General features: G+C 43.4%; 22 protein-coding genes. 10 read left to right on the forward strand and 12 right to left on the reverse strand.

The genetic code is table 11. From position 1 onward, the window contains the following. The first annotated feature begins 125 nt into the window (after window positions 1-125). From H9J30_RS03735 to H9J30_RS03750, 4 genes are all read left to right on the forward strand, one after another. Window positions 126-692: a YajG family lipoprotein gene (locus tag H9J30_RS03735; RefSeq protein WP_240129732.1), complete on the forward strand. Its 567-nt coding sequence runs from the start codon at window positions 126-128 to the stop codon at window positions 690-692. A gap of 33 nt (window positions 693-725) precedes the next feature. Next, on the forward strand, window positions 726-1,313 hold the full coding sequence (locus H9J30_RS03740) for a peptidylprolyl isomerase (RefSeq protein ID WP_188869459.1): 588 nt from the start codon (window positions 726-728) through the stop codon (window positions 1,311-1,313). A gap of 66 nt (window positions 1,314-1,379) precedes the next feature. Continuing rightward, window positions 1,380-1,700: a hypothetical protein gene (locus tag H9J30_RS03745; RefSeq protein WP_240129733.1), complete on the forward strand. Its 321-nt coding sequence runs from the start codon at window positions 1,380-1,382 to the stop codon at window positions 1,698-1,700. A 155-nt stretch (window positions 1,701-1,855) separates the two neighbouring features. After that, window positions 1,856-3,241, forward strand: a complete 1,386-nt coding sequence (locus H9J30_RS03750; protein ID WP_240129734.1) for an AmpG family muropeptide MFS transporter — start codon at window positions 1,856-1,858, stop codon at window positions 3,239-3,241. A 269-nt stretch (window positions 3,242-3,510) separates the two neighbouring features. Here the strand turns inward: H9J30_RS03750 and H9J30_RS03755 are convergent, their stop codons facing one another. Further along, entirely contained in the window at window positions 3,511-3,996 is a 486-nt protein-coding gene (locus tag H9J30_RS03755; protein ID WP_011073585.1) for a YajQ family cyclic di-GMP-binding protein, read from the reverse strand. A 162-nt stretch (window positions 3,997-4,158) separates the two neighbouring features. Here H9J30_RS03755 and H9J30_RS03760 point away from each other — a divergent pair, with 162 nt between their 5' ends. From H9J30_RS03760 to H9J30_RS03775, 4 genes are all read left to right on the forward strand, one after another. Further along, window positions 4,159-4,521, forward strand: coding sequence for a VanZ family protein (locus H9J30_RS03760; RefSeq protein ID WP_240129735.1), 363 nt, complete (start codon window positions 4,159-4,161; stop codon window positions 4,519-4,521). Continuing rightward, window positions 4,521-5,507: a ketopantoate reductase family protein gene (locus H9J30_RS03765; RefSeq protein WP_240129736.1), complete on the forward strand. Its 987-nt coding sequence runs from the start codon at window positions 4,521-4,523 to the stop codon at window positions 5,505-5,507. The genes H9J30_RS03760 and H9J30_RS03765 overlap by 1 nt, the downstream gene beginning before the upstream one ends. A 291-nt stretch (window positions 5,508-5,798) precedes the next feature. Further along, window positions 5,799-6,137 (forward strand): P-II family nitrogen regulator, encoded by a 339-nt coding sequence (locus H9J30_RS03770; protein ID WP_240129737.1) that lies wholly within the window; start codon window positions 5,799-5,801, stop codon window positions 6,135-6,137. After that, window positions 6,134-7,450 carry an ammonium transporter gene (locus tag H9J30_RS03775; RefSeq protein WP_240129738.1) on the forward strand — a complete coding sequence of 439 codons (1,317 nt, stop codon included), beginning with the start codon at window positions 6,134-6,136 and terminating at the stop codon, window positions 7,448-7,450. The genes H9J30_RS03770 and H9J30_RS03775 overlap by 4 nt, the downstream gene beginning before the upstream one ends. A gap of 336 nt (window positions 7,451-7,786) precedes the next feature. Here the strand turns inward: H9J30_RS03775 and H9J30_RS03780 are convergent, their stop codons facing one another. The 5 genes from H9J30_RS03780 to H9J30_RS03800 form a co-directional block, all read right to left on the reverse strand. Further along, the gene (locus tag H9J30_RS03780; RefSeq protein WP_240129740.1) at window positions 7,787-9,331 is read right to left on the reverse strand and encodes an EAL domain-containing protein; all 1,545 of its coding nucleotides are present in this window, start codon (window positions 9,329-9,331) and stop codon (window positions 7,787-7,789) included. A 95-nt stretch (window positions 9,332-9,426) separates the two neighbouring features. Next, window positions 9,427-10,299, reverse strand: a complete 873-nt coding sequence (locus H9J30_RS03785) for a DMT family transporter (RefSeq protein WP_240129741.1) — start codon at window positions 10,297-10,299, stop codon at window positions 9,427-9,429. Window positions 10,300-10,487: 188 nt separating this feature from the next. Continuing rightward, a complete protein-coding gene (locus H9J30_RS03790) occupies window positions 10,488-11,711 on the reverse strand; it encodes a DUF819 family protein (RefSeq protein ID WP_240129743.1) in 1,224 nt (407 codons plus the stop codon). Window positions 11,712-11,727: 16 nt separating this feature from the next. After that, window positions 11,728-12,612 carry a LysR family transcriptional regulator gene (locus H9J30_RS03795; protein ID WP_240129745.1) on the reverse strand — a complete coding sequence of 295 codons (885 nt, stop codon included), beginning with the start codon at window positions 12,610-12,612 and terminating at the stop codon, window positions 11,728-11,730. A gap of 114 nt (window positions 12,613-12,726) precedes the next feature. After that, the gene (locus tag H9J30_RS03800) at window positions 12,727-13,755 is read right to left on the reverse strand and encodes a porin (RefSeq protein ID WP_240129747.1); all 1,029 of its coding nucleotides are present in this window, start codon (window positions 13,753-13,755) and stop codon (window positions 12,727-12,729) included. Between the two features lie 228 nt (window positions 13,756-13,983). On the opposite strand from H9J30_RS03800, the gene H9J30_RS03805 reads away from it, so the two are divergent. Beyond that, entirely contained in the window at window positions 13,984-15,753 is a 1,770-nt protein-coding gene (locus H9J30_RS03805; protein WP_240129748.1) for a flavocytochrome c, read from the forward strand. 253 nt (window positions 15,754-16,006) lie between these two features. On the opposite strand, the gene kdsA is transcribed toward H9J30_RS03805, so the two are convergent. From kdsA to H9J30_RS03825, 4 genes are all read right to left on the reverse strand, one after another. Further along, entirely contained in the window at window positions 16,007-16,855 is an 849-nt protein-coding gene (gene kdsA / locus H9J30_RS03810; RefSeq protein WP_240129750.1) for a 3-deoxy-8-phosphooctulonate synthase, read from the reverse strand. A 64-nt stretch (window positions 16,856-16,919) separates the two neighbouring features. After that, window positions 16,920-18,167 carry a DUF819 family protein gene (locus tag H9J30_RS03815; protein ID WP_240129752.1) on the reverse strand — a complete coding sequence of 416 codons (1,248 nt, stop codon included), beginning with the start codon at window positions 18,165-18,167 and terminating at the stop codon, window positions 16,920-16,922. Between the two features lie 141 nt (window positions 18,168-18,308). Beyond that, the gene (locus H9J30_RS03820) at window positions 18,309-19,097 is read right to left on the reverse strand and encodes a transglutaminase family protein (RefSeq protein WP_240129754.1); all 789 of its coding nucleotides are present in this window, start codon (window positions 19,095-19,097) and stop codon (window positions 18,309-18,311) included. Beyond that, window positions 19,097-19,492 carry a SirB2 family protein gene (locus H9J30_RS03825; RefSeq protein WP_240129756.1) on the reverse strand — a complete coding sequence of 132 codons (396 nt, stop codon included), beginning with the start codon at window positions 19,490-19,492 and terminating at the stop codon, window positions 19,097-19,099. The genes H9J30_RS03820 and H9J30_RS03825 overlap by 1 nt, the downstream gene beginning before the upstream one ends. 118 nt (window positions 19,493-19,610) lie before the next feature. Between H9J30_RS03825 and H9J30_RS03830 the strand changes: the two genes are divergently transcribed. Next, entirely contained in the window at window positions 19,611-20,024 is a 414-nt protein-coding gene (locus tag H9J30_RS03830) for a GNAT family N-acetyltransferase (protein WP_240129757.1), read from the forward strand. A gap of 144 nt (window positions 20,025-20,168) precedes the next feature. Here H9J30_RS03830 and prmC read toward each other — a convergent pair whose 3' ends face one another. Together prmC and prfA are read right to left on the reverse strand one after the other, a co-directional pair. Further along, entirely contained in the window at window positions 20,169-21,029 is an 861-nt protein-coding gene (gene prmC / locus H9J30_RS03835; RefSeq protein WP_240129758.1) for a peptide chain release factor N(5)-glutamine methyltransferase, read from the reverse strand. Between the two features lie 2 nt (window positions 21,030-21,031). After that, window positions 21,032-22,123, reverse strand: a complete 1,092-nt coding sequence (gene prfA, locus H9J30_RS03840; protein ID WP_109287930.1) for a peptide chain release factor 1 — start codon at window positions 22,121-22,123, stop codon at window positions 21,032-21,034. Between the last annotated feature and the right edge of the window lie 9 nt (window positions 22,124-22,132).

Consider the following 22,132-nt stretch of genomic DNA (forward strand, 5'->3'; position numbering starts at 1 on the left):
TCAGTAATGATATGTAGGCACATGATAACCTTTACACCTGTACAAAAACTGAACCCGAGTACCTTGTGGCAACAAGGGGGATTTCTGGTATGCTGTAGCCACTTTTTACTAGCATGAGATTCTCCATGAAACGGTTACTATTGACGCTGACTTTCCCCCTACTCTTTGTGGGCTGTGCGAGCCAAAATCCGACTCACATGGCATTTAGCCCTCAGGTTCCCGATATCAGCCAACAGACTTCAAGACCCGTGCAGATCTCATTGGATACTATCGATTCGCGTAACGCTGAATATGTTGCGCGATTTATGGAAGAAGGCACCAAGACCCGTTTAGTCGGCCCAAGCGAACCTCCTAAGTTATTACTCGATGAAGTCTTTCGTAATGGTTTCACCCAAGCGGGATACCAAATTGATCCTAGTGCAACTAACTCTATTCAAGTTCAATTAGAAGAGTTGCAGATGGATGTCACCAAAAAAACCTTTGGTTACGAGGCTAAACACAGTGTACGTATTGCTGTCCAAGCGCGTAATTCAAGCCAAGAATTGGTCAAACGTTATAAAGCAAAGGGCGTATTAAAAGGCCCATTAACCCCAGACTTTGCCACCTTAGAAATGGATATGAATAAGCTCCTCGGCCAGCTCACTGGGGAAATATTAAATGACCCAGAGTTAAACCAGTTCCTACAAAAATAAAAATACCAATCGATAATTAATAAGGAAATCATAATGTTTCGTTGGATATCTGCACTTTTAGTTCTCTGTGCAAGCTATAGCAGCTGGGCGGCAATCGACATTCAACCCGATAGTTTGTATCCCCAAGTCGAGTTTGATACGAGTTTAGGTAAGATAGTCGTCGAACTCGATAGAACCCGCGCTCCCATTACAGTCGATAACTTCCTCACCTATGTGGTCAAAGGTGAGTACAACAACACGATTTTCCATCGGGTGATCAGTGACTTTGTAGTGCAAGGCGGTGGACTGAATCCGCAATTAGAAGAGCTGCCAGCGGGCAAGCCGATAGTCAACGAGTCGGGCAATGGTTTATCCAATAGCATGGGCACCATTGCCATGGCGCGCGACAATGACCCCCACACGGCCACCCGCCAGTTTTACTTTAACGTTGCAGACAACACTAAGCTTGACCCCTCAAAACGTCGTTGGGGTTATGCGGTATTTGGTGAAGTGATTGAAGGTAAGCAAGTTCTCGAAGCCATGGCTGTAGTAGAAACCACTACGAATGCCAAACTGAATTGGCCCGATGTACCTGTCACTCCTATCATATTGAAAACAGCTAAGTTGCTCCCGAAAAAATAATTAAAAATTTAGCAACAACGCTAATCCTGCCTCTATACTGTAAAAGCTTAACGAAAGGAGGCAAGGGTGACGATTGAAGAATTTATCGATAATAAAGCGCCCCAACTTGCTGTATATGGAAAAGCGTTTTTGAGTGATGAACTCGATTTCCAAGAAGTTCAGCTCTATTTATGGGACACACTCGAGGAATGGCAGCAACTCATTCCGACAAGTGAAGCGCAAACGGAAACGGAAACTGTGTTTTGGCACTTGCTCCATAGCTTTAACAAGTGGCCCGACTGGATGATACGCGGCAATCACTATCTGTATCAGCAGTTAGATGCTTGCTGTGATTTCCTCTGTTTGGGAGGACAAATGCCCTCGGGTTGTATCGGCATTAGACCTTAAGTAAAACACATGCTAAAGACCCAGCTCGCTGGGTCTTTTTATTTTACCTTCTGCGAACTCAAACTCATCAGTCATCAAAAGGATAAGTATTAGTCCTTGAACCTAACCGTATCTTACCCGTAAGCTAGGCGGATTCGACTCCTCGGCAAATGCTTATGTTCGTAACCGGTTTTACTCGTCGCACCTTAGACTCCTTGAGCGTTTATTACCATAAGCGCGTTTTGATCCTGCTATTACTTGGCTTTTCTGCCGGCTTACCATTAATGTTGGTCTTTTCAACCCTGTCTTTTTGGTTACGGGAAGCGGGAGTGGATCGCACCTCTATCGGTTATTTCAGTTGGATAGCCCTCGCCTATGCCTTCAAATGGGCCTGGTCGCCGTTAGTCGATAGATTATCAATCCCCATACTGACGCGCTTTTTAGGACGGCGACGCAGTTGGATGCTGTTTGCTCAGTTACTCTTGGTTAGCGCCATTTTAGGAATGTCTTTTAGCGATCCAGTTAAAGATCTCGAACGCTTGGCTTTGTTTGCATTAATGGTTGCCTTTGCATCTGCCACCCAAGATATTGTCATTGATGCCTTTCGTATCGAATCTGCACCCGAAAAAATGCAGGCTGCGCTTGCCGCCGCCTATCAAGTGGGGTATCGCAGCGCCATGATTGTAGCGACCGCTGGTGCGCTGACTATTGCCGCTTGGGTCGAGCCCGGCAATACCGAATATAACTTAATCGCTTGGCAAACCTCTTACTTAGTGATGGCTGGACTGATGTTTATTGGCGTACTAACTACGCTTTTTAGCCGTGAGCCTAAGGTCGATACCCGCGCTGCCGATGAAACCGAATTGGCAGTTAAACAGCGTTTAAGCGCGCGTTATCCCAAACCTATTGCGGCGAGTCTTTCATGGATTTATACCGCCAGTGTACTGCCCTTTATCGACTTTTTTAAACGTTATGGCCGCAGCGCAATTTTGATTTTATTGCTGATTTCCTGCTATCGCATCTCGGATATTGTGATGGGGATTATGGCCAACGTGTTTTATGTGGACATGGGATTCACTAAGGAAGAAATTGCCTATTTAAGCAAAATCTATGGCCTTATCATGACTTTAGTTGGCGCAGCCTTTGGCGGTGTACTGTTAGCACGCTTCGGTACTATGAGGATATTATTTCTTGGTGCACTGTTGGTTGCTGTCACTAATTTGCTCTTTGCCTGGCAAGCGGTCATCGGTTATAACGTCAGCTTTTTAACCTTTGCCATTTCGGTCGATAATTTTAGCGCAGGGATAGCCACCGCCGCCTTTATCGCTTACCTCTCAAGCCTCACCAGCAGCGGTTATAGTGCAACCCAATACGCCCTGCTTTCCTCGATTATGTTGCTGTTTCCTAAATTTATTGCGGGTTTCTCGGGCGCCTATGTCGACGCATTTGGTTATGTGAATTTCTTTGTCGCCGCCAGCGTGATTGGCTTTCCTGTGCTGTTACTCATTCATTTAGTGAATAAATACGCGCCCCACGTCAGCGTCAAACCAGACCAAGAATAATCAACCTGAGCTAGGGATAAGTAGCGCCGCTGAATAGGCATCTTTTCGAGCCTATCTGCGCATTCAGTCAGAAAAAGATTCTTCTTTTTAAAATTACATATACCATTGATTTAGTTTGTTAAATTAGATTTTTTCGACACTCGTTATCCCGAGTTCAGGTTAATTAGATATAAAAAAGCCCCAAACCGTTAATCCTTTGGGGCTTATTGTATTAGCGATTGATGCATGGGTTCGTCTAATGCGAGCGCAAGCTATGCAAGTTTTAACGATTAATCGCGGAAGTTATTGAACTGGAAAGGCTGGCCAAGGTCCGCTTGACGCACTAACGCCATCACGGCTTGTAAGTCGTCACGGGCTTTTCCCGTTACACGCACTGTATCGCCTTGGATCTGCGATTGCACTTTAATCTTGCTATCTTTGACCATCTTAACGATTTTCTTGGCGATATCCGTTTCAATCCCCTGCTTAAAGCGCACTTTAAGGGAAAAGGTTTTGCCGCTATGAACCGACTTCTCGTCGACATCCATGGTTGATGGCTCTACATTACGCTTGCTCAATTGCGTACGCAAAATATCCACTAACTGTTTGCACTGGAAATCGTCTTCTGCGGTGAGCGTCACCACATGATCTTTGTAGTCGATGCTGGCATCTTTACCACGAAAATCAAATCGGCCGCTGAGTTCACGGCGGGAGTTTTCAACCGCGTTACGTAACTCTACTTCGTCAACTTCAGACACAATATCAAATGAAGGCATATTTGCCGCCCCTTAGGTGATTGTAAATGCCCATAGTTTACCGACTCACTCCATCAAGTTGAAGGTTAACTTTACCCAAGCAAGATAAAACTCGCCTTAGGGATGACTTTGGTTGCGCATTTTCCTATTATGGCGGCACGCTAAGATAATCAAATTGTATTTGTGATAACTAAACACACCCTATTCAAACTGGCTTTAGCCGTAGCCTTTGTCGTGATCAGTTATCTGGTGTTTTCCAGACCAACCTATTCGCAAGGTATTCCTCATATCGATAAGGTAGGCCATCTTGGGAGCTTTTTCTGTCTCTCGTATCTTACCTATCTCGCCTTTCGCCCTAAGTGGTATTGGCTCTCACTGGTACTCGCGACTTACGCAATGTTGATTGAGGTTGTGCAGTCACGCTTACCCTACCGCAGCGCCTCCATAGGTGATGTGTTGGCAGATTTTGCCGGTATTGCCTTGTTTTATTTTTGTCTTTGGGCCTATCGAAAATATTTTAGTGCCGCCCATCTCAAGGAACAATAATGCCTGGCCAGAGTAAAATCGCCGCCATAGCACCACAAGCTAGCGAAATCGCTATTTTAGGCGCTGGTGCCGTCGGGCAATTGATTTGCCATCAACTGCATTCGGCAGGGTTAGCGGTAGGCTTGATGGCGCGTGAATCATTTGCATCACACATAGAAGCGACTCATTGGCAAGATTTAGTATTTAGCCCTTTGTCGCGACATAACACCAATACCGAATCAGTCACCTACCGCGTCCCCAAACTTGATATAGAAAGTAAAAGTGCGCAGCAAATCAAACTTTTGATCGTGTGCGTAAAAGCGTATCAAGTACTTGATGCGATTAGCCCTTTACTCGATAAATTATCGCCACAATGCCATATTCTGTTATTGCATAATGGTATGGGACCACACCTTGCACTTGCGCCACGACTCGATGGTCGCGGCCTAAGTCTAGGAACGACTTCACAGGGCGTATTACGTCAGTCATCTTGGCAAGTTAAGCAAACCGGACAAGGCTTAACTCAGTTTGGCCATTTTACCGGCCCAGAGTTACCCCAAACTCTGCGGGAAAGGCTATTACATGCCATTCCGAACAGCGAGTGGGTTGAAGCGATTATCCCCAGCCTTTGGCAAAAACTGGCGGTCAATGCCGCGATCAACCCTCTTACAGCCCTGCATCAATGTCCCAATGGCACCCTAGCTCAAGCACAATTTTCAACGACTATTGCCAATATCTTAGATGAACTGGTCGAGGTTGCCGCATATGATGGGATTGAGCTCAACAGGCACTTCTTAGAGGAGCGCGTCTATCGAGTGATTGAACTCACGGCCGCGAACTTCTCATCGATGCACCAAGATGTAGCACACCATAGACTCACTGAGATTGAGCAAATTAATGGTTATATCTCCAACCGTGCCCGCGCGCACGGTTTAAGTGCACCCATCAATGCCCAAATGTGCCAGGCCATTAAACAGCTCTCGGCGACAAAGCCTAGATCTAATTAATACATTTAATTGATTTTAAATAGATTTAATAGTAATCATCTGAGATAAATCAAACTCGTTGATATTTCATTGTCTTAAAATGCCCCATCGTTGATATTTTCACGCCATTTGCACCACAACAGCGCACCAAATCAGGGCGTAATCATCTGTTTTTGCACTATTTTGCAGCAAAAGTAAGGTTCATTTAAGTGCGCCACATTGTTAACATAATGATAATAAAACCATTATTGTTATGGCCTGATTCCTGCTTTGTTCCGCGAACTTAAGCCAGAGGTTCGTTGGAGAATAAAGTTGAAACTCATCACCGCAATTATTAAACCCTTCAAAATTGATGATGTTCGTGAAGCGCTAACTCAACTGGGGGTCCACGGCATGACAGTCACTGAAGTTCGTGGCTTTGGTCGTCAAAAGGGACACACAGAGCTCTATCGCGGCGCCGAATATGCTGTCGACTTTCTCCCCAAAATGAAGCTTGAAATCGCGATCCACTCCGAACTTGAAGAAGCAGTTATCGAAGCCATTATCCAAGCCGCCCACACAGGTAAAGTCGGTGACGGAAAGATTTTTGTCACCCCACTCGAACAAGTGATCCGCGTCCGCACCGCAGAAGAAGGGGTTGATGCCATATGAGCTATCAAAAATCCAAGCTCAGTTATCAAGCGTTACTTGTCCTCGCCGCGAGCAGCTTTACCAGCACAGCATGGGCCGATGCAACGCAGTTAAATGGTGCTAATACCGCCTGGATTTTAAGCTCATCCGCCTTAGTCTTACTGATGACTCTTCCAGGCCTAGCGTTGTTTTACGGCGGACTGGTACGAAGCAAAAACGTACTTTCCATTTTAATGCAGTGTTTTTCGATCGCTGCTATCGCCTCGATACTTTGGTTTGTGATTGGTTACTCCATCGCCTTTGATACTGGCAATGGCTTTATCGGCGGCCTCAGTAAAGCATTTTTAGCCAGTATTGGCCGCGAGAGTGTCAGCGGAGATATTCCCGAACCTTTATTTATGCTGTTCCAAATGACGTTTGCGATTATCACCCCCGCGCTGATTATCGGCGGCTTTGCTGAGCGGATGAAATTTTTCGCAGTACTGATATTTTCAAGTGCATGGCTGCTGTTAGTCTATGCACCTATCACCCACTGGGTATGGGGCGGCGGCTGGTTAGCCAAACTTGGACTCTATGACTTTGCGGGGGGGACCGTGGTACATATTACCGCTGGCGTGGCCGCATTGGTTGCCGCTAAAGTACTCGGCCCGCGTAGGGGATTTTTAAACTCGGCTATTATGCCCCACAACTTGACCATGACCGTGACTGGTGCGGGCATGCTTTGGGTTGGCTGGTTTGGCTTTAATGGCGGTAGTGCCTTAGGTGCCAATGGCACGGCGGCAATGGCCATACTCGCCACCCATTTGGCTGCGTCGATGGGCGCCATCACTTGGGCGGCTATCGAATGGTATAAATTCGGTAAAGCCAGTGCACTAGGTATCGTCACAGGTATGGTGGCAGGCTTAGGGACAATCACGCCAGCATCGGGTTATGTTGGCCCAGCAGGCGCCTTAGTGATTGGCTTTCTTGGTGGCATGGTTTGTTTCTTTTCAACCGTTTACATTAAACAAAAACTGAAGATAGACGATTCCCTCGATGTGTTTCCCGTCCACGGTGTCGGCGGTATTCTCGGCACTTTACTGGCAGGCGTTTTTAGTTCAACTCAGCTTGGGATCTTCAGCGGCTATGGGTTTGCCGCTGTCAACCCTACTATGATTGATCAGCTCGGCGTACAAATTATTGGCGTCGTTGCCACCTTCACCTATACCGCGGTGGTGACTTGGCTATTGTTTGTCGTCATTAGCAAACTCCTAGGAGGGCTGCGCGTTAGCACAGAGCAAGAAGTCAATGGACTCGATCTTTCAGAGCATGAAGAAACAGGGTACAGCCTGTAAGCACTTCAGTCTGCTCTGCCAACATGGCTATCAGGATAGCTATCCTGATAGCCATTTTATTAGGGCGTGTTGACGTTTCGAGATTAGATTTTGTTCGTTCTGGCAAGCACGTGCTCGCGAAACGAGGAATGATGTGTAGTTTACTCAAATGACGAGCGGCTCTTATGACAGAAAGTAAGACCAAGGGCTTGCCAGACGACCCCTTCGGGCAGCATTTGGCTGGCTTTTCTGCCGCGTTATCGTCCGTTTATGTAGAATAACTACACAGCACGGACTTTGCCTTGCATAAACGCCAGCCAAATTGCTGCAAAAATAACCCTGAAACGTCAACACGCCCTAGCTATGCGCCTCAAGCCAATGGGAAAGCTCATCTAATTTCATCGGTTTAGCAAATAAATATCCCTGCAAAAAATGCACATCACGACTGATTAAATAATCTGCTTGTTGTTGGGTTTCAACCCCTTCAGCCACCGCTACATAATTCATTTTATGGCAGAGCTCGATAATGGTATCCAGCACATGGGAAGTGACTGAATCTTGGCCTATGGTATCGATAAAACATTTATCAATTTTAAGATAGTCTAAGGTAAAGGTTTGCAGCAGCGACAAGGTCGTCTGCCCTGTACCAAAATCATCAATTGCCACTAAAATATCAAGCTCACGCAATGCCGTAATTCGTTCGCACATATCCGCGGTTAATAACTGCCGCTCGGTGATTTCAATTAAAGGTTGCACGCCAATACGCGCAAAGGCATCTTTTAGATAGCGAAATTTAGCCTCTATATCACTTTGAATAAAATGCTCTGGTGCTACGTTAAAACCAATCCTAAACCCCGAATCCACGGGCAATTGGCTAAAATCGGCCAAGGCTCGTTCAAAAATATAATTGGTTAACGGGACGATTAATTGGCTCTGCTCAGCAATAGGTATAAATAAATCGGGCCGCACTAAGCCCATTTGGGGATGCTGCCACCGTACTAATGCTTCAACGCCTTTAGCCTTACCATCAACACTACTAACAATAGGTTGATATACCAGAAAAAACTCTTGATTCTCGATGCCGCTTTTAATGTCATCAGCCAATGAAGACCGGCTTTTTTTACGCCAAATCTGTAGACCGACCAACCCAACAAACGCCAGTAAAAACGGCAGTGTTATGCCAAAACATATCCAGAAAAAGTGCCAAAAAAACGCCTGTGAAACCTCAAGCAGGATCACAAACTCGGAGTGCTCAGCCCTTACTGCAACCACTTTCCCATCACCAAATTGTGGGACAGTAGGTAACGTCGCCCCCTTTAATCCCAACACCACATGGTTAACAGGACGAGGAAACACCTCAGGTTGAATAAAACTGTCGATTAAATATTGTCCTTCAATGATAACTACTGCACCACGCGTTAAATTATCCTGAGTAGAGATAACCAAAATGGCAGGAACACCTGAGCGCGCAGGTGTTTCAGGAACAATAAAATAAGCTGGCTTTTTGAGGGTAGCTTCAGGCAAGAGTGAATTAAGCGGATAATCAATCACCCCCATTGTAGATGAACAGTGAAAACCATGGGCGTTAAAAAGTAACACACCGCGATAATAGGGCTTAAACTGCATATATTCATTCAGGGCACTGCAGTCGCCCTCACTAAGGGTAGTAGCATACTCCCCAATCGTCTCAGACTGCCTTAACAAATGCTCAAGCCGCTTGAGATTAAACTCCCCAACCTCTTGTGCCTTCTTATCAACCAAATAATTTGTTACCACATAACTTGATGCCATTGCCAAGACGATAGGCATAAACAGCATGATGAATAAATGCTTGCGAGAAAGATCGTATTGGGAAATAAATAATCGTAAAAGCGGCGAAAGGCTATTTAAGCGTTTTGGCATTCTTAATTCTTAATCCATATTCGATGGCGCGATAGCCATTAATATCAGTGGAAATATCCAGTACTACGCATGTCAAATACAAACAGCGTAAGTACTCACTCCCACATCACCAGTATTGCAGCGACCGCAATCAACACTAGACCAAGCATTTCTTTAATTTTGACTTGCTCTTTGAGCCAGAATGCAGAAATCAGCATCATAAAGAAAATTTCCACTTGGCCTAAGGTTTTAACATAGGGCACAGCCTGTAGTGACATCGCACTAAACCAACCGATAGAGCCAAAGCAGCTCGCAGTGCTGGTTAATAAGGTTAACTTAGGTCGTTGTAACAAGTCGATTAACGTTGCTTTATCCTTTAAAACCAAATAACTGACTAACACAATAGTTTGCAGACTAATCACCAACAGCAATACCCAAGCCGCACTATGGGGAAAACCGACATCTAACCTCAAGCTAGCTTCTCGCACCCAAAGCGAGGTCAGCGCAAAGGCACTGCCACTGGCAATCCCCAGTATGACTGTACTGAGGGATAAATGCCGCACCCCCTGCTTAGCACTCAGCAAAAATACCGCTATCCCACCCAAGATAACCCCGACCCAACCGAGAACTGATAGATGAGTACCAAAGAATAATGTGCCTAAGATTGCCGCGACGATTGCTTCACTCTTAGCAAGCCCAGCGCCAATCGCAAAATTTTGCTGCTGGAACAGCTTCACCATCAAGCCAGTAGCAAGGATCTGCATCATAGAAGCGCCCACAATAAAACCGATAAACTCCCCAGTAAATTGCGGCCATCCAACATTGTCCCATAAATACAAGAGCACAAGATACAATGCCGCAATGGGGCTAGCCCAAATAAACCGAGCTAAAGTCACCCCAGCAACCTTTACCTCTTTGCTCAGTTGGCTTTGAAAGGCATTACGCCATGCCTGCATAAATGCAGCTAATATTGTAAATAAAATCCACATAAACCTATTTCCACCAAAGCATACTCTCTTGCTTTAGACACAAAAGATAAGACAAGCATCATATCCCACATGGAAACATTAGACACGACACAAAGACTGATAAATACCTTTAAGATCATACGCTAGCCATTAAATAACCGCTACAAAAATCGAGCAACAAATATACAAAACAATAATTTAAATAATAACTATGGATGTATAAATTGCATGAAAGAACCAATAATTGATGCGATTAATGATGCCCATGTATAACCTAACACAGCCATTAAAATCGCTATAGACGCTAATTTAGGATGGAAAGCACTCGCAACAACAGGCGCTGAAGCGGCGCCGCCAATATTACACTGACTCGCAATAGCAAAATACAATATGGGAAGTTTAAAATATAAGGAAAACAACAGCAGAATAATTATATGAATAACAAACCAAATTAATCCTATAATAAAATAATAGAAAATAGATTGAAATGAAGCAAACTCAACATTTAACCCAATATTCATAATCATAAAGTACAGCAAAAAAAATGAAACAAACTTTACTTGCTTAACAAACACATGTCTTGCATAGGTCATTGAGAGTAAAATACCTAAAAGTGTTGACAAAATCATCGACCAAAAGAAACTTGACCCTAGGTTATAATACAATAAATAAGGAAAACGGTTGATTACTGTTATGGATAAAAACTCTGAGAATGAATGACAAAACAAAAAAATAAACAATGATGAAATAATGAGCAAAATACAGCCAGTGAAATGCTTTTTGCCATCTAACGTAGTTATATCACTCTCAATAAAAACAGGTAAATTGTTCAAATCAGCATTAAAAAATTTATCAATCGTTTTTTGTTTTTTAGCCAAAAACAGCAAGATAGCCATCCATATGCCGGAAAAAAACACATTTATCGTCACCATTACAGCAAAAATAGCCTCGCCAACTTGATGAATTTCTTTCACTACAAGTTGGTTGGCTGTACCGCCCAACCAGTTAGCCATGAGTGTTGCCATACCGCGCCATGCTGCATCACTACCTTGCCATAAAAGCTCTTCTGGAAATAATTTAGAGCCAATCCATAAACTAATTGGCCCTCCAATACAAACACCAATAGCGCCAATAAAAAACATCAATAAAATCTTTCCACCGACTGACTTTAATGTAGCAAAATCCGTATTCACAATTAGCAAAAATAAACTACATGGAATTAAATGCGCCTTAAAATAGTCATCAACACCTGACCTACTTGCATCTACCACATTAAAAAAACTGAATACAGCAGGTAAGGTATAGCAAATGAACATGACAGGAAAAACACTATAAAACAGCTTAAAAAACCGACAAGGTAAAGAGTTTGAATATAATACCACTGCAAGAAGTGAGATTAAAAATATAACTATTCCACACTCTGAAGAAATCAATTATCCCACTCACTGTTTAACTAGCATTATTTAAAAATTTTAAAAAACTACTAGACTGTAATGAAAGTTGATCAGACTCTCGTTGGATTGACCAGTAAGTGCGTTTATAATCCCATCCCTTCAAATCGATCAAACATAACTCCCCCCGTTCTAACTCTTCTTTTATAGCCACATAGGGTAAAACACTCAAACCTGTACCAGTTCCAATTGCACGCTTAATTGCGCCAATCGTAGACATACAAATGTCATTTCTTACATAAACGTTTAAACTTTTTAATAATTGAACAGCTCTGATATGTGACAGGGAGGACTCGTGGTCAAAAATCCACAATTGTTCACTTAAAAAATGATTAGAACACTCTTGCGCTGCTGCAGGATGTGAGCATCCACTTACAATGCAAAGCTTATCTTGCATCCATTGCTCACATATTAGATTTCTGCTTGCTGGTTTGGCATCAATGAAACCTAAGTCGATTTCTTTTTCAGACACCATTTTTTCAATCACCAAACTATTCTCAATTATGAGTTTGATTTTTACATCTGGATATTTATCTTTAAACAAAGGAATCTTTCTGGATAAAACATAGTTACCGACCGTTTTGCTACTACCAATCACTAAGCAACCTTTAACACCATCTTCGGAAAAATTAAAAAGCTTTTCTAACTCATTTCCCTTACTAAGCATTTCATTAGCATAAGGCAGAATAATTTTCCCATGGGCATTTAGATCCAATCCACCACCCGCCCTTTCAAACAGGCGGCATCCTAGCGAGCTCTCTAACTCTTTTAGAGCCATACTCACTGCCGGGGTTGACATATGCATCAGTTTTGCCGCTTTTGAGATTTGTCTCTCAGTACAGATAGCCTTAAAAATCATTAACTGCCTTAACGTAATGCGCATCTACATCCCCAATAAACTCCAGTTATAATAAGATAAATGAAAGATACATTTTTTAACATGACTGATATCTAACTTTAATAAAGCGGCCTATTCGGCCGCTTTATTTAACACCTTCTAAAAAAGGTATCTCGTTGAAAAAACAACCAACGTATCATCAAACTCATTATTACCTTTTGAATCTGAGTACTCGCCTTCAAAGTAGCTTACTGCTGCACCAAAGGTTAATTCCTTCATCAGATTATAATCCACACCAAATGAATATTGATTTGAGTCACTATTATTTAATGTTTTAAGATCTGCACCAGCATTTTTGGTAATCTTACCCAAACCAGCATCATCTTTAAGGTACTGAAATTTAAAATCATATTTATTAACAGGAATACTCATACTTAATAAATATGAATTTCCTTTTACATTGTTATAAATACTTGATTGAGAATGCTGATATATCGCACCCACTTTTACAGATGAAATAGCAACACCAGCAACAATCCTTGTTGCCTCTAACGAATTTAGTCCATCTGCATAGGCTAGAGAAAAATAGCTATTTCCTTTTTTAAAAGAAGGATCTCCATACACTACACTAACTGCATAATTGTTTTGATTATCAGCAAGCGTTGGATTTTTTTGATTAAAATCATCATCAAATGCATATGTAACGCCAAGAGACACTCCTGCAACTTTTGCACTATTGATAGTGATTAAATCTCCTAATCGGTCATTACCTGCAATAATCATATTCATATCACTTGATGTGATATTGAATAGATCAACTTTACCCTCTGACGTTTTAAATACAGTATCATTTCGTCCAAATACGACACTACCATATTTAACCTTGAAACCTAAATATGAGTTTCTCGGTTTAAAAATATTTGCATCATCATTATCAAAACTTTCAACTCCAGCTTCAAATTTATATATCAAACCAAAATCTTCATGCACATTATAATCACCTTTAATCCCAACGTATGATGCATAATTCTCAAGTGAAAAGCCATTTACCTTTTCATTACCGGAAATACCATTACTAGAATTGGATACTCCTAGCCACAATCTCCCATAAAAATCTAAAGGCTCAGAAAACCCTTGATTAGAACAAAGCAATAAAGCAATAGGTACAAAACAATTTGTATATTTCATAATTTTTATCCTTTAACATAAAACCGTAAGCATGCTAATTCTATGTTAAAAAATCCGTTTGAACTTTAATCACACCTCCAGTAAAAAAACGATTATTTAAGAATTATTTAAAACAATTTAAGTTTTATTTAACCAAGATAATTTTTTGCGCGACATCACCATTTAACAATAAATAAAAAAATATCATACGTGAAGATTACCTTAATAAAACTATAATTGGAGAATTATATGAAGTTAACACTTTTAAGTATTGTCTTGTGCTCAATTTTTTCTACAGCAACTTGGGCTGCAAATGACAAAAATGATTTGGCCTCTTTTCATAAAGAAATGGGAGGATGCAAAAGCTGCCACACTCAACCAGGCAAGGTATCTGACAGTGAAACCTATGAAAATCAACAATGTAAATCATGTCATGGTGAATACAGTGCTTTGGCTAATCCAAAACTAAAGCTAGATCCCCACGCATCTCATTTAGGTGACATTAACTGTACAAGCTGCCATAAAGGTCATGAAAAACCAAAATTATATTGTAATGAATGCCACTCATTTAAAGGGCTTGAGATGCCTTTTAATAGCGCAAAAACCAAGGAACCATGGGATAAAGGTTGGGACAATGATGCAATCAGCAAGGCGATTGCTGCAGGTCCAAAAGAAACGACAGATGTCATTGTTGTCGGAGCCGGGAGCGCAGGGTTTAATGCCGCTATTGCAGCGAAAAAAGCAGGAGCGCAAGTAGTATTACTCGAAAAAGGCCCATTTAGCGGTGGTAACTCTATGCTTGCTGCAGGCGGTTACAATGCTGTGGGAACTACTCAGCAAAAAGAACATAAAGTGGATGATAAAATCGAATGGTTTGTTGAAGACACCATGAAAGGTGGGCGCTATGCCAATGATCCAAAGTTAGTACAAATATTAGCTGAGCAATCAGCTGAAGGTATTAAATGGTTAGAATCTTTAGGTGCAAACATGGATGACTTAAAACGCTCAGGAGGCGCAAGGGTTGACCGCACACATAGACCAACTGGAGGTTTAAGCGTTGGCCCACATATCATTGATGTATTGAGAAAAGCCTCGGTAAAAGAAGGAATCGACACTCGGCTTAATTCTAAAGTTGTCAAACTTGTGGTTGATGAAGACCAGAAAATTGTCGGTGTAGTCGTCCATGGAAAACATTCTGACCACTATATGATTGCGGCTAAATCAGTTGTTCTTGCAACCGGTGGATATGGTTTTAATAAAGAAATGGTTGCATTTTATCGCCCGACATTTAAAGGGATGACCAGCTCTAATAACATTACTTCCACAGGTGATGGTATTGAACTTGCCAAAGCAATTGGAGCGAGTATGACCGATATTGACTGGGTACAAGCTCATCCGACAGTAGGAAAAGATAGCCGCATTTTAATCTCCGAAACTGTTCGAGGTGTGGGTGCTATTATGGTCAATAAAGATGGTAATCGTTTTGTCAGTGAATTAACGACTCGTGATAAAGCATCCGATGCCATTCTTAAACAGCCTGAACAATATGCTTGGTTAGTCTTTGATAATGAGCTTTATAAAAAAGCTAAAATGGTACAGGGATATGACCATCTAGATATGCTTGAAAAAGCAAATACGATTGCTGAACTTGCCAAAATTACAGGTATGAAAGATAACGCATTAGAAAAAACGATTTCAAACTACAATCGTTATTTTAAACAAGGTAAAGATGAAGATTTTGCTCGTGAACAAATGCCATTGCCACTAGAAAAGGCGCCTTTTTATGCCGTAAAAGTGGCTCCAGGTATTCACCATACTATGGGTGGTGTCGCAATTGATACCAAAGCAGAAGTGCTCGATATTCAAAGTAAACCATTGGTCGGCTTGTTTGCAGCAGGCGAAGTCACAGGTGGTGTGCATGGGTATAATCGCTTAGGTGGCAATGCCGTTGCAGACACCGTGATTTTTGGAAAAATTGCAGGTACTAATGCGGCGAAACATGCTTTGGAAACTAAGTAGGCTCAGCTCGGGATAATCAATGCATATCCAACAGCACAAGCGAAAGTTTGAGAGATATAACTTAAATTTTACAGTGTTGATGGCATTCATCACTTAACCCGAATTGAGATTAAGTAATGTAAGACCAGTGAGAGGTTATGATATTGCCTCTCACTGTATATCAAGCTTTATTCATCATATATTGGCGATAAATTTATTGCCTGACTTCAAAAGCTCCCCTGCTATTTTGAGAGGTTAATTTAACCTCTCTTTTTTATTTGCTGGTATCAATGGGCTCGAAAGATTTAACTAAATCATCAATTGCCTTCATCTGCTTGAGATAGTTCTCTAATTGGTGAAGTGGTAATGCGCAGGGACCGTCACACTTAGCATTGTCAGGATCGGGGTGAGCCTCAATAAATAGACCCGCTAAACCTAACGCCATACCACTACGGGCTAGTTCAGTCGCTTGAGCTCGACGACCGCCCGCTGAATCGGCACGGCCACCTGGACGTTGCAATGCGTGGGTGGCATCGAAAATAACCGGATAACCCGATTGTTTCATTTCATCCATACCCAACATATCCACGACTAAGTTATTGTAACCAAAGCATGAACCACGTTCACAGAGGATAATCTTATCATTACCCGCTTCGTTAAATTTGGTGATAATATGACGCATTTCGTGGGGCGCTAAAAACTGCGGTTTTTTCACATTGATGATAGCGCCGGTTTTCGCCATAGCGACAACTAAGTCTGTTTGACGAGCTAAAAAAGCTGGCAATTGAATAATATCAACCACTTCAGCTACAGGTGCACATTGGTGTACTTCATGTACGTCGGTAATTAAAGGCAAGTTAAAGGTCTTTTTGATTTCTTCAAAAATCTTCAAACCTTCTTCCATGCCTGGGCCACGGTAAGAATTAACTGAAGAGCGATTAGCCTTATCGAACGACGCTTTGAAAACATAGGGGATGCCTAGTTTTTGAGTCACCTCAGCATAGGTTTCAGCAATCGACATAGCGAGATCGCGAGACTCAAGCACATTCATGCCACCGAATAGCACAAAAGGTTTATCGTTTGCAATTTCGATTGAACCTAAGTTTATGATTTTATTACTCATCGCAACATCTCTCTCAAATGCTAGACTCTGTCCAGCGGAAAACTGAATATTGGCACTAGAGCGGCTATACCGCAACTAGCTGTAAAATTTGGCCACAAATCCAAGCCATATACGTTCCTAACACATAACCAAATACAGCCAACAACACCCCGACCGGAGCCAATGCAGGGTGGAATGCCGCTGCCACAACGGGCGCTGATGCAGCGCCGCCAACGTTGGCCTGACTGCCTACGGCCATATAAAACAATGGCGCTTTAATTAACTTAGCAATCAATAACATAAAGCTAGCGTGTACTATCATCCAAATGATACCCACTAAAAAATATATCGGCGTATCAAGGACTTTACTTACATCCATATGTAAACCTATGGTTGCCACTAGAATGTATAAGAACGCTGATGCAACCTTAGATGCGCCCGCTGCTTCTAAATGGCGCATAGGGCTGAACGACATCGCTAAACCTATGGTCGTCACTATCACCACTAACCAAAAGAACTTCGAGGTAAAACTGTAATCCTCAGTCCAAGGATAGTTGGCTTCAAAATACGGGCCGAGAAAATCGGCAGCAATATGAGCTACGCCTGTGATACCAAAGCCAACAGCTACGATCAACATCAGGTCACGTAAACTCGGAATGCGTGCATTTTCAGCGTGATACTGCTCCACTTTATTCTTTAAGGTATCGATAGCTGTTGTATCTGCACCTGTTTTTGCATCAATTTCTTTGGCTTTAGACGCCAAAAACAACAACACCGCCATCCAAATATTGGCCACAATCACATCGACTGTCACCATGACGGAGAAGATATTGCCACCGACTTCATAAATTTCTTTCATCGCTGCTTGGTTGGCACCACCGCCAATCCAGCTGCCCGCAAGCGTTGTCATGCCGCGCCACACCGCATCAGGGCCGTCAACACCTATCAACGATGGCTCGATAAATGACACGGTCAGCAGCGCAATTGGGCCGCCAATCACAATGCCGATGGTTCCAGTTAAAAACATGATCACGGCTTTAGGTCCAAGCCCTAAAATCGCTTTTAAATCCACACTTAAAATCAGCAATACCAAACAGGCGGGTAATAAATAGCGTGATGCTACAGAGTAAAGCTGTGATGTGTGGCCATCGATCACCCCAAAGGTGTTTAACAACGAAGGCAAGAAATAGCAGAGTAATAACGCAGGAATAAAGCGGTAAAACTTTTGCCAAAATGGATGACTGCTACTACTGGTATAAAACACAAATCCCAGAATTGTCGCTAAAATCCCCAGCGCCACCGCGTCATTGGTGACTAATGCCGTGCTTGCCATGTGTGTTCTCCCTGTTTGGTACAGTTGTTATTGTATTTATGTTGATATCTGCATTTTGCAGTTAATGGGCAAATGTCCATTCGCCATTTATGGTTATTTTTATGATAAACAAGGAGAGCCAGATAGGCTCTCCTTTAAAGGTTAATGATAGATTTCAGCGTGTTCACTCAGTTCTTTAAGCTGCATCTTAACGATTTCGATAACAGGATCGTGTGGGCTGTTATCGACAAAATGTTGCAGATCGGCCGCTGCAACATTAATGCATCCAAGCTGCTGAGCGATAAAGGCACGTTCACGATTTAAGTGCACATCATCGGGATGCCACTGCAGTAACAAGTTACAACATTCCATCGCAGCCTCAAATTGATGGGAAACAATACATCCCGCCTTAAGCTCGTGTAACATACGCGAAATCAGCTTCTTCACCGACGCCGCTTTTAAGTAGCTCGGCTTAAGTTGCGCCGCGTTACCCAGCTCACCGCGCACTAACACATGAAGCTGATGCTTAGTCAGTTCCTTTCCTGTCAATGGATCGTGATAACGCACAACACCGGCAATTTTACTGCGAAGCACGGTATTACCCGGTAACAAAAGCGCTTCAAGCTCTAAATCAAGCTGCTTAGCCAATAATATCAAAACCGTCGACAGTGTGGTGCTATTGCCTTGTTTAGTGATAAGACAAGTGCCTAAGTCCGCCGCTTCGGTACTGAAGTAATTTTCGCGAACACAGAACCCCAAATCTTGATAAAACCAACGAAACAACGCCGTTAAGCGTTGTTGTTGATCCACCAGATAATGACTTAATACGGCTCCCGCCAATTCAAACCAAGCCCATTTCGCCGCTTCGAGGTTTGAAAATCCAAGGTGAGCACCTACATCCAATGCCGACTCGGGCAATGAAATGCCATCTTGCAGATTGTATTTACCCATTAACCCAATAATACCGCTTGTTTAAAATGCGCCAATTTAGCCGCGTAAACCAACCAACCTATAGCGCCGAGGAAGGCGAATACTTTGAACAGTTTGTTTCTGTTGGCTTTTATCGCAATGACACCCAAGGCAATATAGGCAACGACAGCACCGATCTTTTCGGTCAACCAAGGATCCACAAAGGGATATTGCTTGATCATAAAGCACAGCACTAATCCTGAAACTAGCAAGAAAGTGTCAATCACGTGGGGCGCGACTTTAAATACCTTCTTGCCCATCAGTGCTGACTGACGTAAATGCAACACAAACCGAACGACAAAAAACAGCACACTCACGGCAATTAAGGTTAAGTGCAAGTGCTTAACAGCAGGATAAAGACTGTAAAAAGTTTCCATTGTGATACTTATGGCCAGTGACAAAGGCGCTAGTTTACCCTAATCATAACGCTAGACCAATGCCTAACGCGCGAGATTCGCTGGCGGAACATCTCCCCGCACTTTGCAGGAAACCACAATGAATTTAATGATAATTGCCGATGAGTCCACCGAATTTGCCGACACGGTAAAACAAAAAATCATCGAATTTAATCAGGCACATTGGCAAACGCTGAAACGCCAAAATCTTGGTTTAAAATTACAGGATGATGACGGTAACTTGCTCGCGGGCTTAAGCGGCAAAACCTTTGGCAATTGGCTATTGATCGACTATTTGTGGGTGGATGAAGCATTACGCCAACAACACATCGGCTCACGCTTATTACGCGAGGCCGAAAGCAAGGCCAAACAACGCGGCTGCCAATTTGCCCTACTCGACACCTTAGATTTTCAGGCCAAACCTTTTTATGAACGCCATGGTTATCAGGTGCAATGGGTGCAGCAAGCCTACCCAGAAATCGGCAGTAAATTCTTTATGGTGAAGGCGCTCTAACTTCTGGCGAAGGTTGAATGCGGTGTTTAAGACGTTTCGTTGTGGACTAAGCAAAGGCTATCAATCTCAGCAGATGCATAAACAAAAACGCCATTGACGGATAATCAATGGCGTTTTTAACACTCAGCAGGATTGGATTAGATATTAAATTCCAATTAATCCCATCCACTTACCCATAGTGCATCTGTCATTACTGCCAAAATCCCGCACCGTGGCGACATTCTGATAACCAAGTTCGATGAGTTTTGCCCTCAGTTTTACCGCCTGCTCAAAACCGTGTTCAAGCAGAATATAACCGTTAGGCTTTAAATAATCCCGAGCGGTTTTAGCGATATAGTAAAGATCGGCAAAGCCTTCATCGGCCGCGGTAAGCGCACTTTGTGGCTCAAAACGTACATCACCTTGATGCAAATGCTCATCGGCCTCATCGATATAGGGAGGATTGGAAACAATTAAATCAAAGTCATGGGACGTAATTGCGCTAAACCAATCGCTCTGCAGTATCTCAACCTGTTCAAGTTTCAGGTTAGTACGGTTCGCTTTGGCCAGCGCAACCGCATCTTCCACTTTATCGACCGCAGTAATTTGCCAACTCGCACGCTCAGAAGCCAACGCCAGTGCAATTGCGCCCGTTCCTGTACCCAAGTCGAGCACTTTTGCATTGCTCTCAAGGGGTAAGTTTAAAGCAGATTCGACTAAGATCTCGGTATCTGGCCGTGGGATCAGGGTCGTGTCATTCACAATAAAGGGCAGTGACCAAAACTCACGCTCGCCAACAATGTGAGCCACGGGTACGCCCTGTTGGCGACGTTGCACCATTTGCTGGAAGCGTTTCCATTGCTCCACCGTCAAGGCTTTTTCTGGCCAAGTGTACAGGTAAGCACGGTTTTTATTGAGGCAATACAATAATAAAACCTCTGCATCCAGATGTGCGGATTCAGAGGTGGGCGCTAACTGAACATAGGCCCATTGCAGGGCCTCGGCGATACAAGATTGATCAGCCAAAATTACCCCTGCTCATCAGCCAGAGCGGCTAATAGGTCGGCCTGATGCTCTTGCATCAGCGGTCCTAAAATCGCGTCTAAGTCGCCTTCCATCACTTCGTTTAAGCGATATAAGGTTAAGTTGATACGGTGTTCACTCACGCGGCCCTGCGGGAAGTTGTAGGTACGCACCCGCTCGGAGCGGTCACCACTGGCGACCAGACTACGGCGAGTCGACTCTTCGGCGCTGCGGCGCTTTTCATCTTCAACGGCTTGGATACGCGCCGCTAACACGCTCATCGCTTGGGCGCGGTTTTTATGTTGCGAGCGTTGATCTTGGCATTCCACCACAATCCCTGTCGGAATATGGGTAATACGAATCGCAGAATCAGTTTTGTTAACGTGCTGGCCACCCGCGCCCGATGAGCGGAAAGTATCGACCTTCAGATCGGCTGGGTTGATTGAAATCGCTTCCGCTTCAGGTACTTCATGCATCACTACCACAGTCACGGCTGAGGTGTGTACACGACCTTGGGATTCAGTTTCAGGCACACGTTGAACACGGTGACCACCGGATTCAAATTTGAGTTTACCGTAAGCACCTTCACCACTGACTTTAACAATGATTTCTTTAAAGCCGCCGTGTTCACCTTCGTTTGAACTCATAATCTCGAGCTGCCAACGGTTGGCTTCAGCATAACGGCTATACATACGGAATAAGTCACCGGCAAAGATCGCCGCTTCGTCGCCACCCGCACCGGCACGAATTTCGATAAAGGCGTTGGTGTCGTCGTTAGGATCTTTTGGCAGTAACAGAATTTGCAGCTCGGCTTCGAGACGCTCAAGTTCAGCTTTAGCGGCCTTGATTTCTTCCTGCGCCATTTCGCGCATTTCGGCGTCATCTTCTTCCAGCATTTCCTTGGCAGACTCGAGATCAGCCTGCGCTTGCTGGTAGGCTTTAAAGCCTGCAACCACTTCTTCTAACTGAGAATATTCTTTGGATAACGCACGAAAACGATCCTGATCGGCGATAACCGACGCATCGCCAAGCAAAGCTAAGACTTCTTCGTTGCGCTCGAGCAAGCCTTCCAGCTTGCGGATAACGGATTCCTTCATTTAACTCGC

Origin of the sequence: Shewanella cutis, assembly GCF_022410515.1 — a bacterium.
Classification (GTDB): Bacteria; Pseudomonadota; Gammaproteobacteria; order Enterobacterales; family Shewanellaceae; genus Shewanella; species Shewanella cutis.

Coding starts and splice junctions, on each gene's coding strand:
- H9J30_RS03750 (WP_240129734.1), top strand. CDS start 1,856: ATGTTCGTAACCGGTTTTACTCGTCGCACCTTAGACTCCTTGAGCGTT.
- H9J30_RS03740 (WP_188869459.1), top strand. CDS start 726: ATGTTTCGTTGGATATCTGCACTTTTAGTTCTCTGTGCAAGCTATAGC.
- prfA (WP_109287930.1), bottom strand. CDS start 22,123: ATGAAGGAATCCGTTATCCGCAAGCTGGAAGGCTTGCTCGAGCGCAAC.
- H9J30_RS03755 (WP_011073585.1), bottom strand. CDS start 3,996: ATGCCTTCATTTGATATTGTGTCTGAAGTTGACGAAGTAGAGTTACGT.
- H9J30_RS03775 (WP_240129738.1), top strand. CDS start 6,134: ATGAGCTATCAAAAATCCAAGCTCAGTTATCAAGCGTTACTTGTCCTC.
- H9J30_RS03830 (WP_240129757.1), top strand. CDS start 19,611: ATGAATTTAATGATAATTGCCGATGAGTCCACCGAATTTGCCGACACG.
- H9J30_RS03735 (WP_240129732.1), top strand. CDS start 126: ATGAAACGGTTACTATTGACGCTGACTTTCCCCCTACTCTTTGTGGGC.
- H9J30_RS03765 (WP_240129736.1), top strand. CDS start 4,521: ATGCCTGGCCAGAGTAAAATCGCCGCCATAGCACCACAAGCTAGCGAA.
- H9J30_RS03800 (WP_240129747.1), bottom strand. CDS start 13,755: ATGAAATATACAAATTGTTTTGTACCTATTGCTTTATTGCTTTGTTCT.
- H9J30_RS03815 (WP_240129752.1), bottom strand. CDS start 18,167: ATGGCAAGCACGGCATTAGTCACCAATGACGCGGTGGCGCTGGGGATT.
- H9J30_RS03820 (WP_240129754.1), bottom strand. CDS start 19,097: ATGGGTAAATACAATCTGCAAGATGGCATTTCATTGCCCGAGTCGGCA.
- H9J30_RS03805 (WP_240129748.1), top strand. CDS start 13,984: ATGAAGTTAACACTTTTAAGTATTGTCTTGTGCTCAATTTTTTCTACA.
- H9J30_RS03795 (WP_240129745.1), bottom strand. CDS start 12,612: ATGCGCATTACGTTAAGGCAGTTAATGATTTTTAAGGCTATCTGTACT.
- H9J30_RS03825 (WP_240129756.1), bottom strand. CDS start 19,492: ATGGAAACTTTTTACAGTCTTTATCCTGCTGTTAAGCACTTGCACTTA.
- H9J30_RS03785 (WP_240129741.1), bottom strand. CDS start 10,299: ATGTGGATTTTATTTACAATATTAGCTGCATTTATGCAGGCATGGCGT.
- kdsA (WP_240129750.1), bottom strand. CDS start 16,855: ATGAGTAATAAAATCATAAACTTAGGTTCAATCGAAATTGCAAACGAT.
- H9J30_RS03780 (WP_240129740.1), bottom strand. CDS start 9,331: ATGCCAAAACGCTTAAATAGCCTTTCGCCGCTTTTACGATTATTTATT.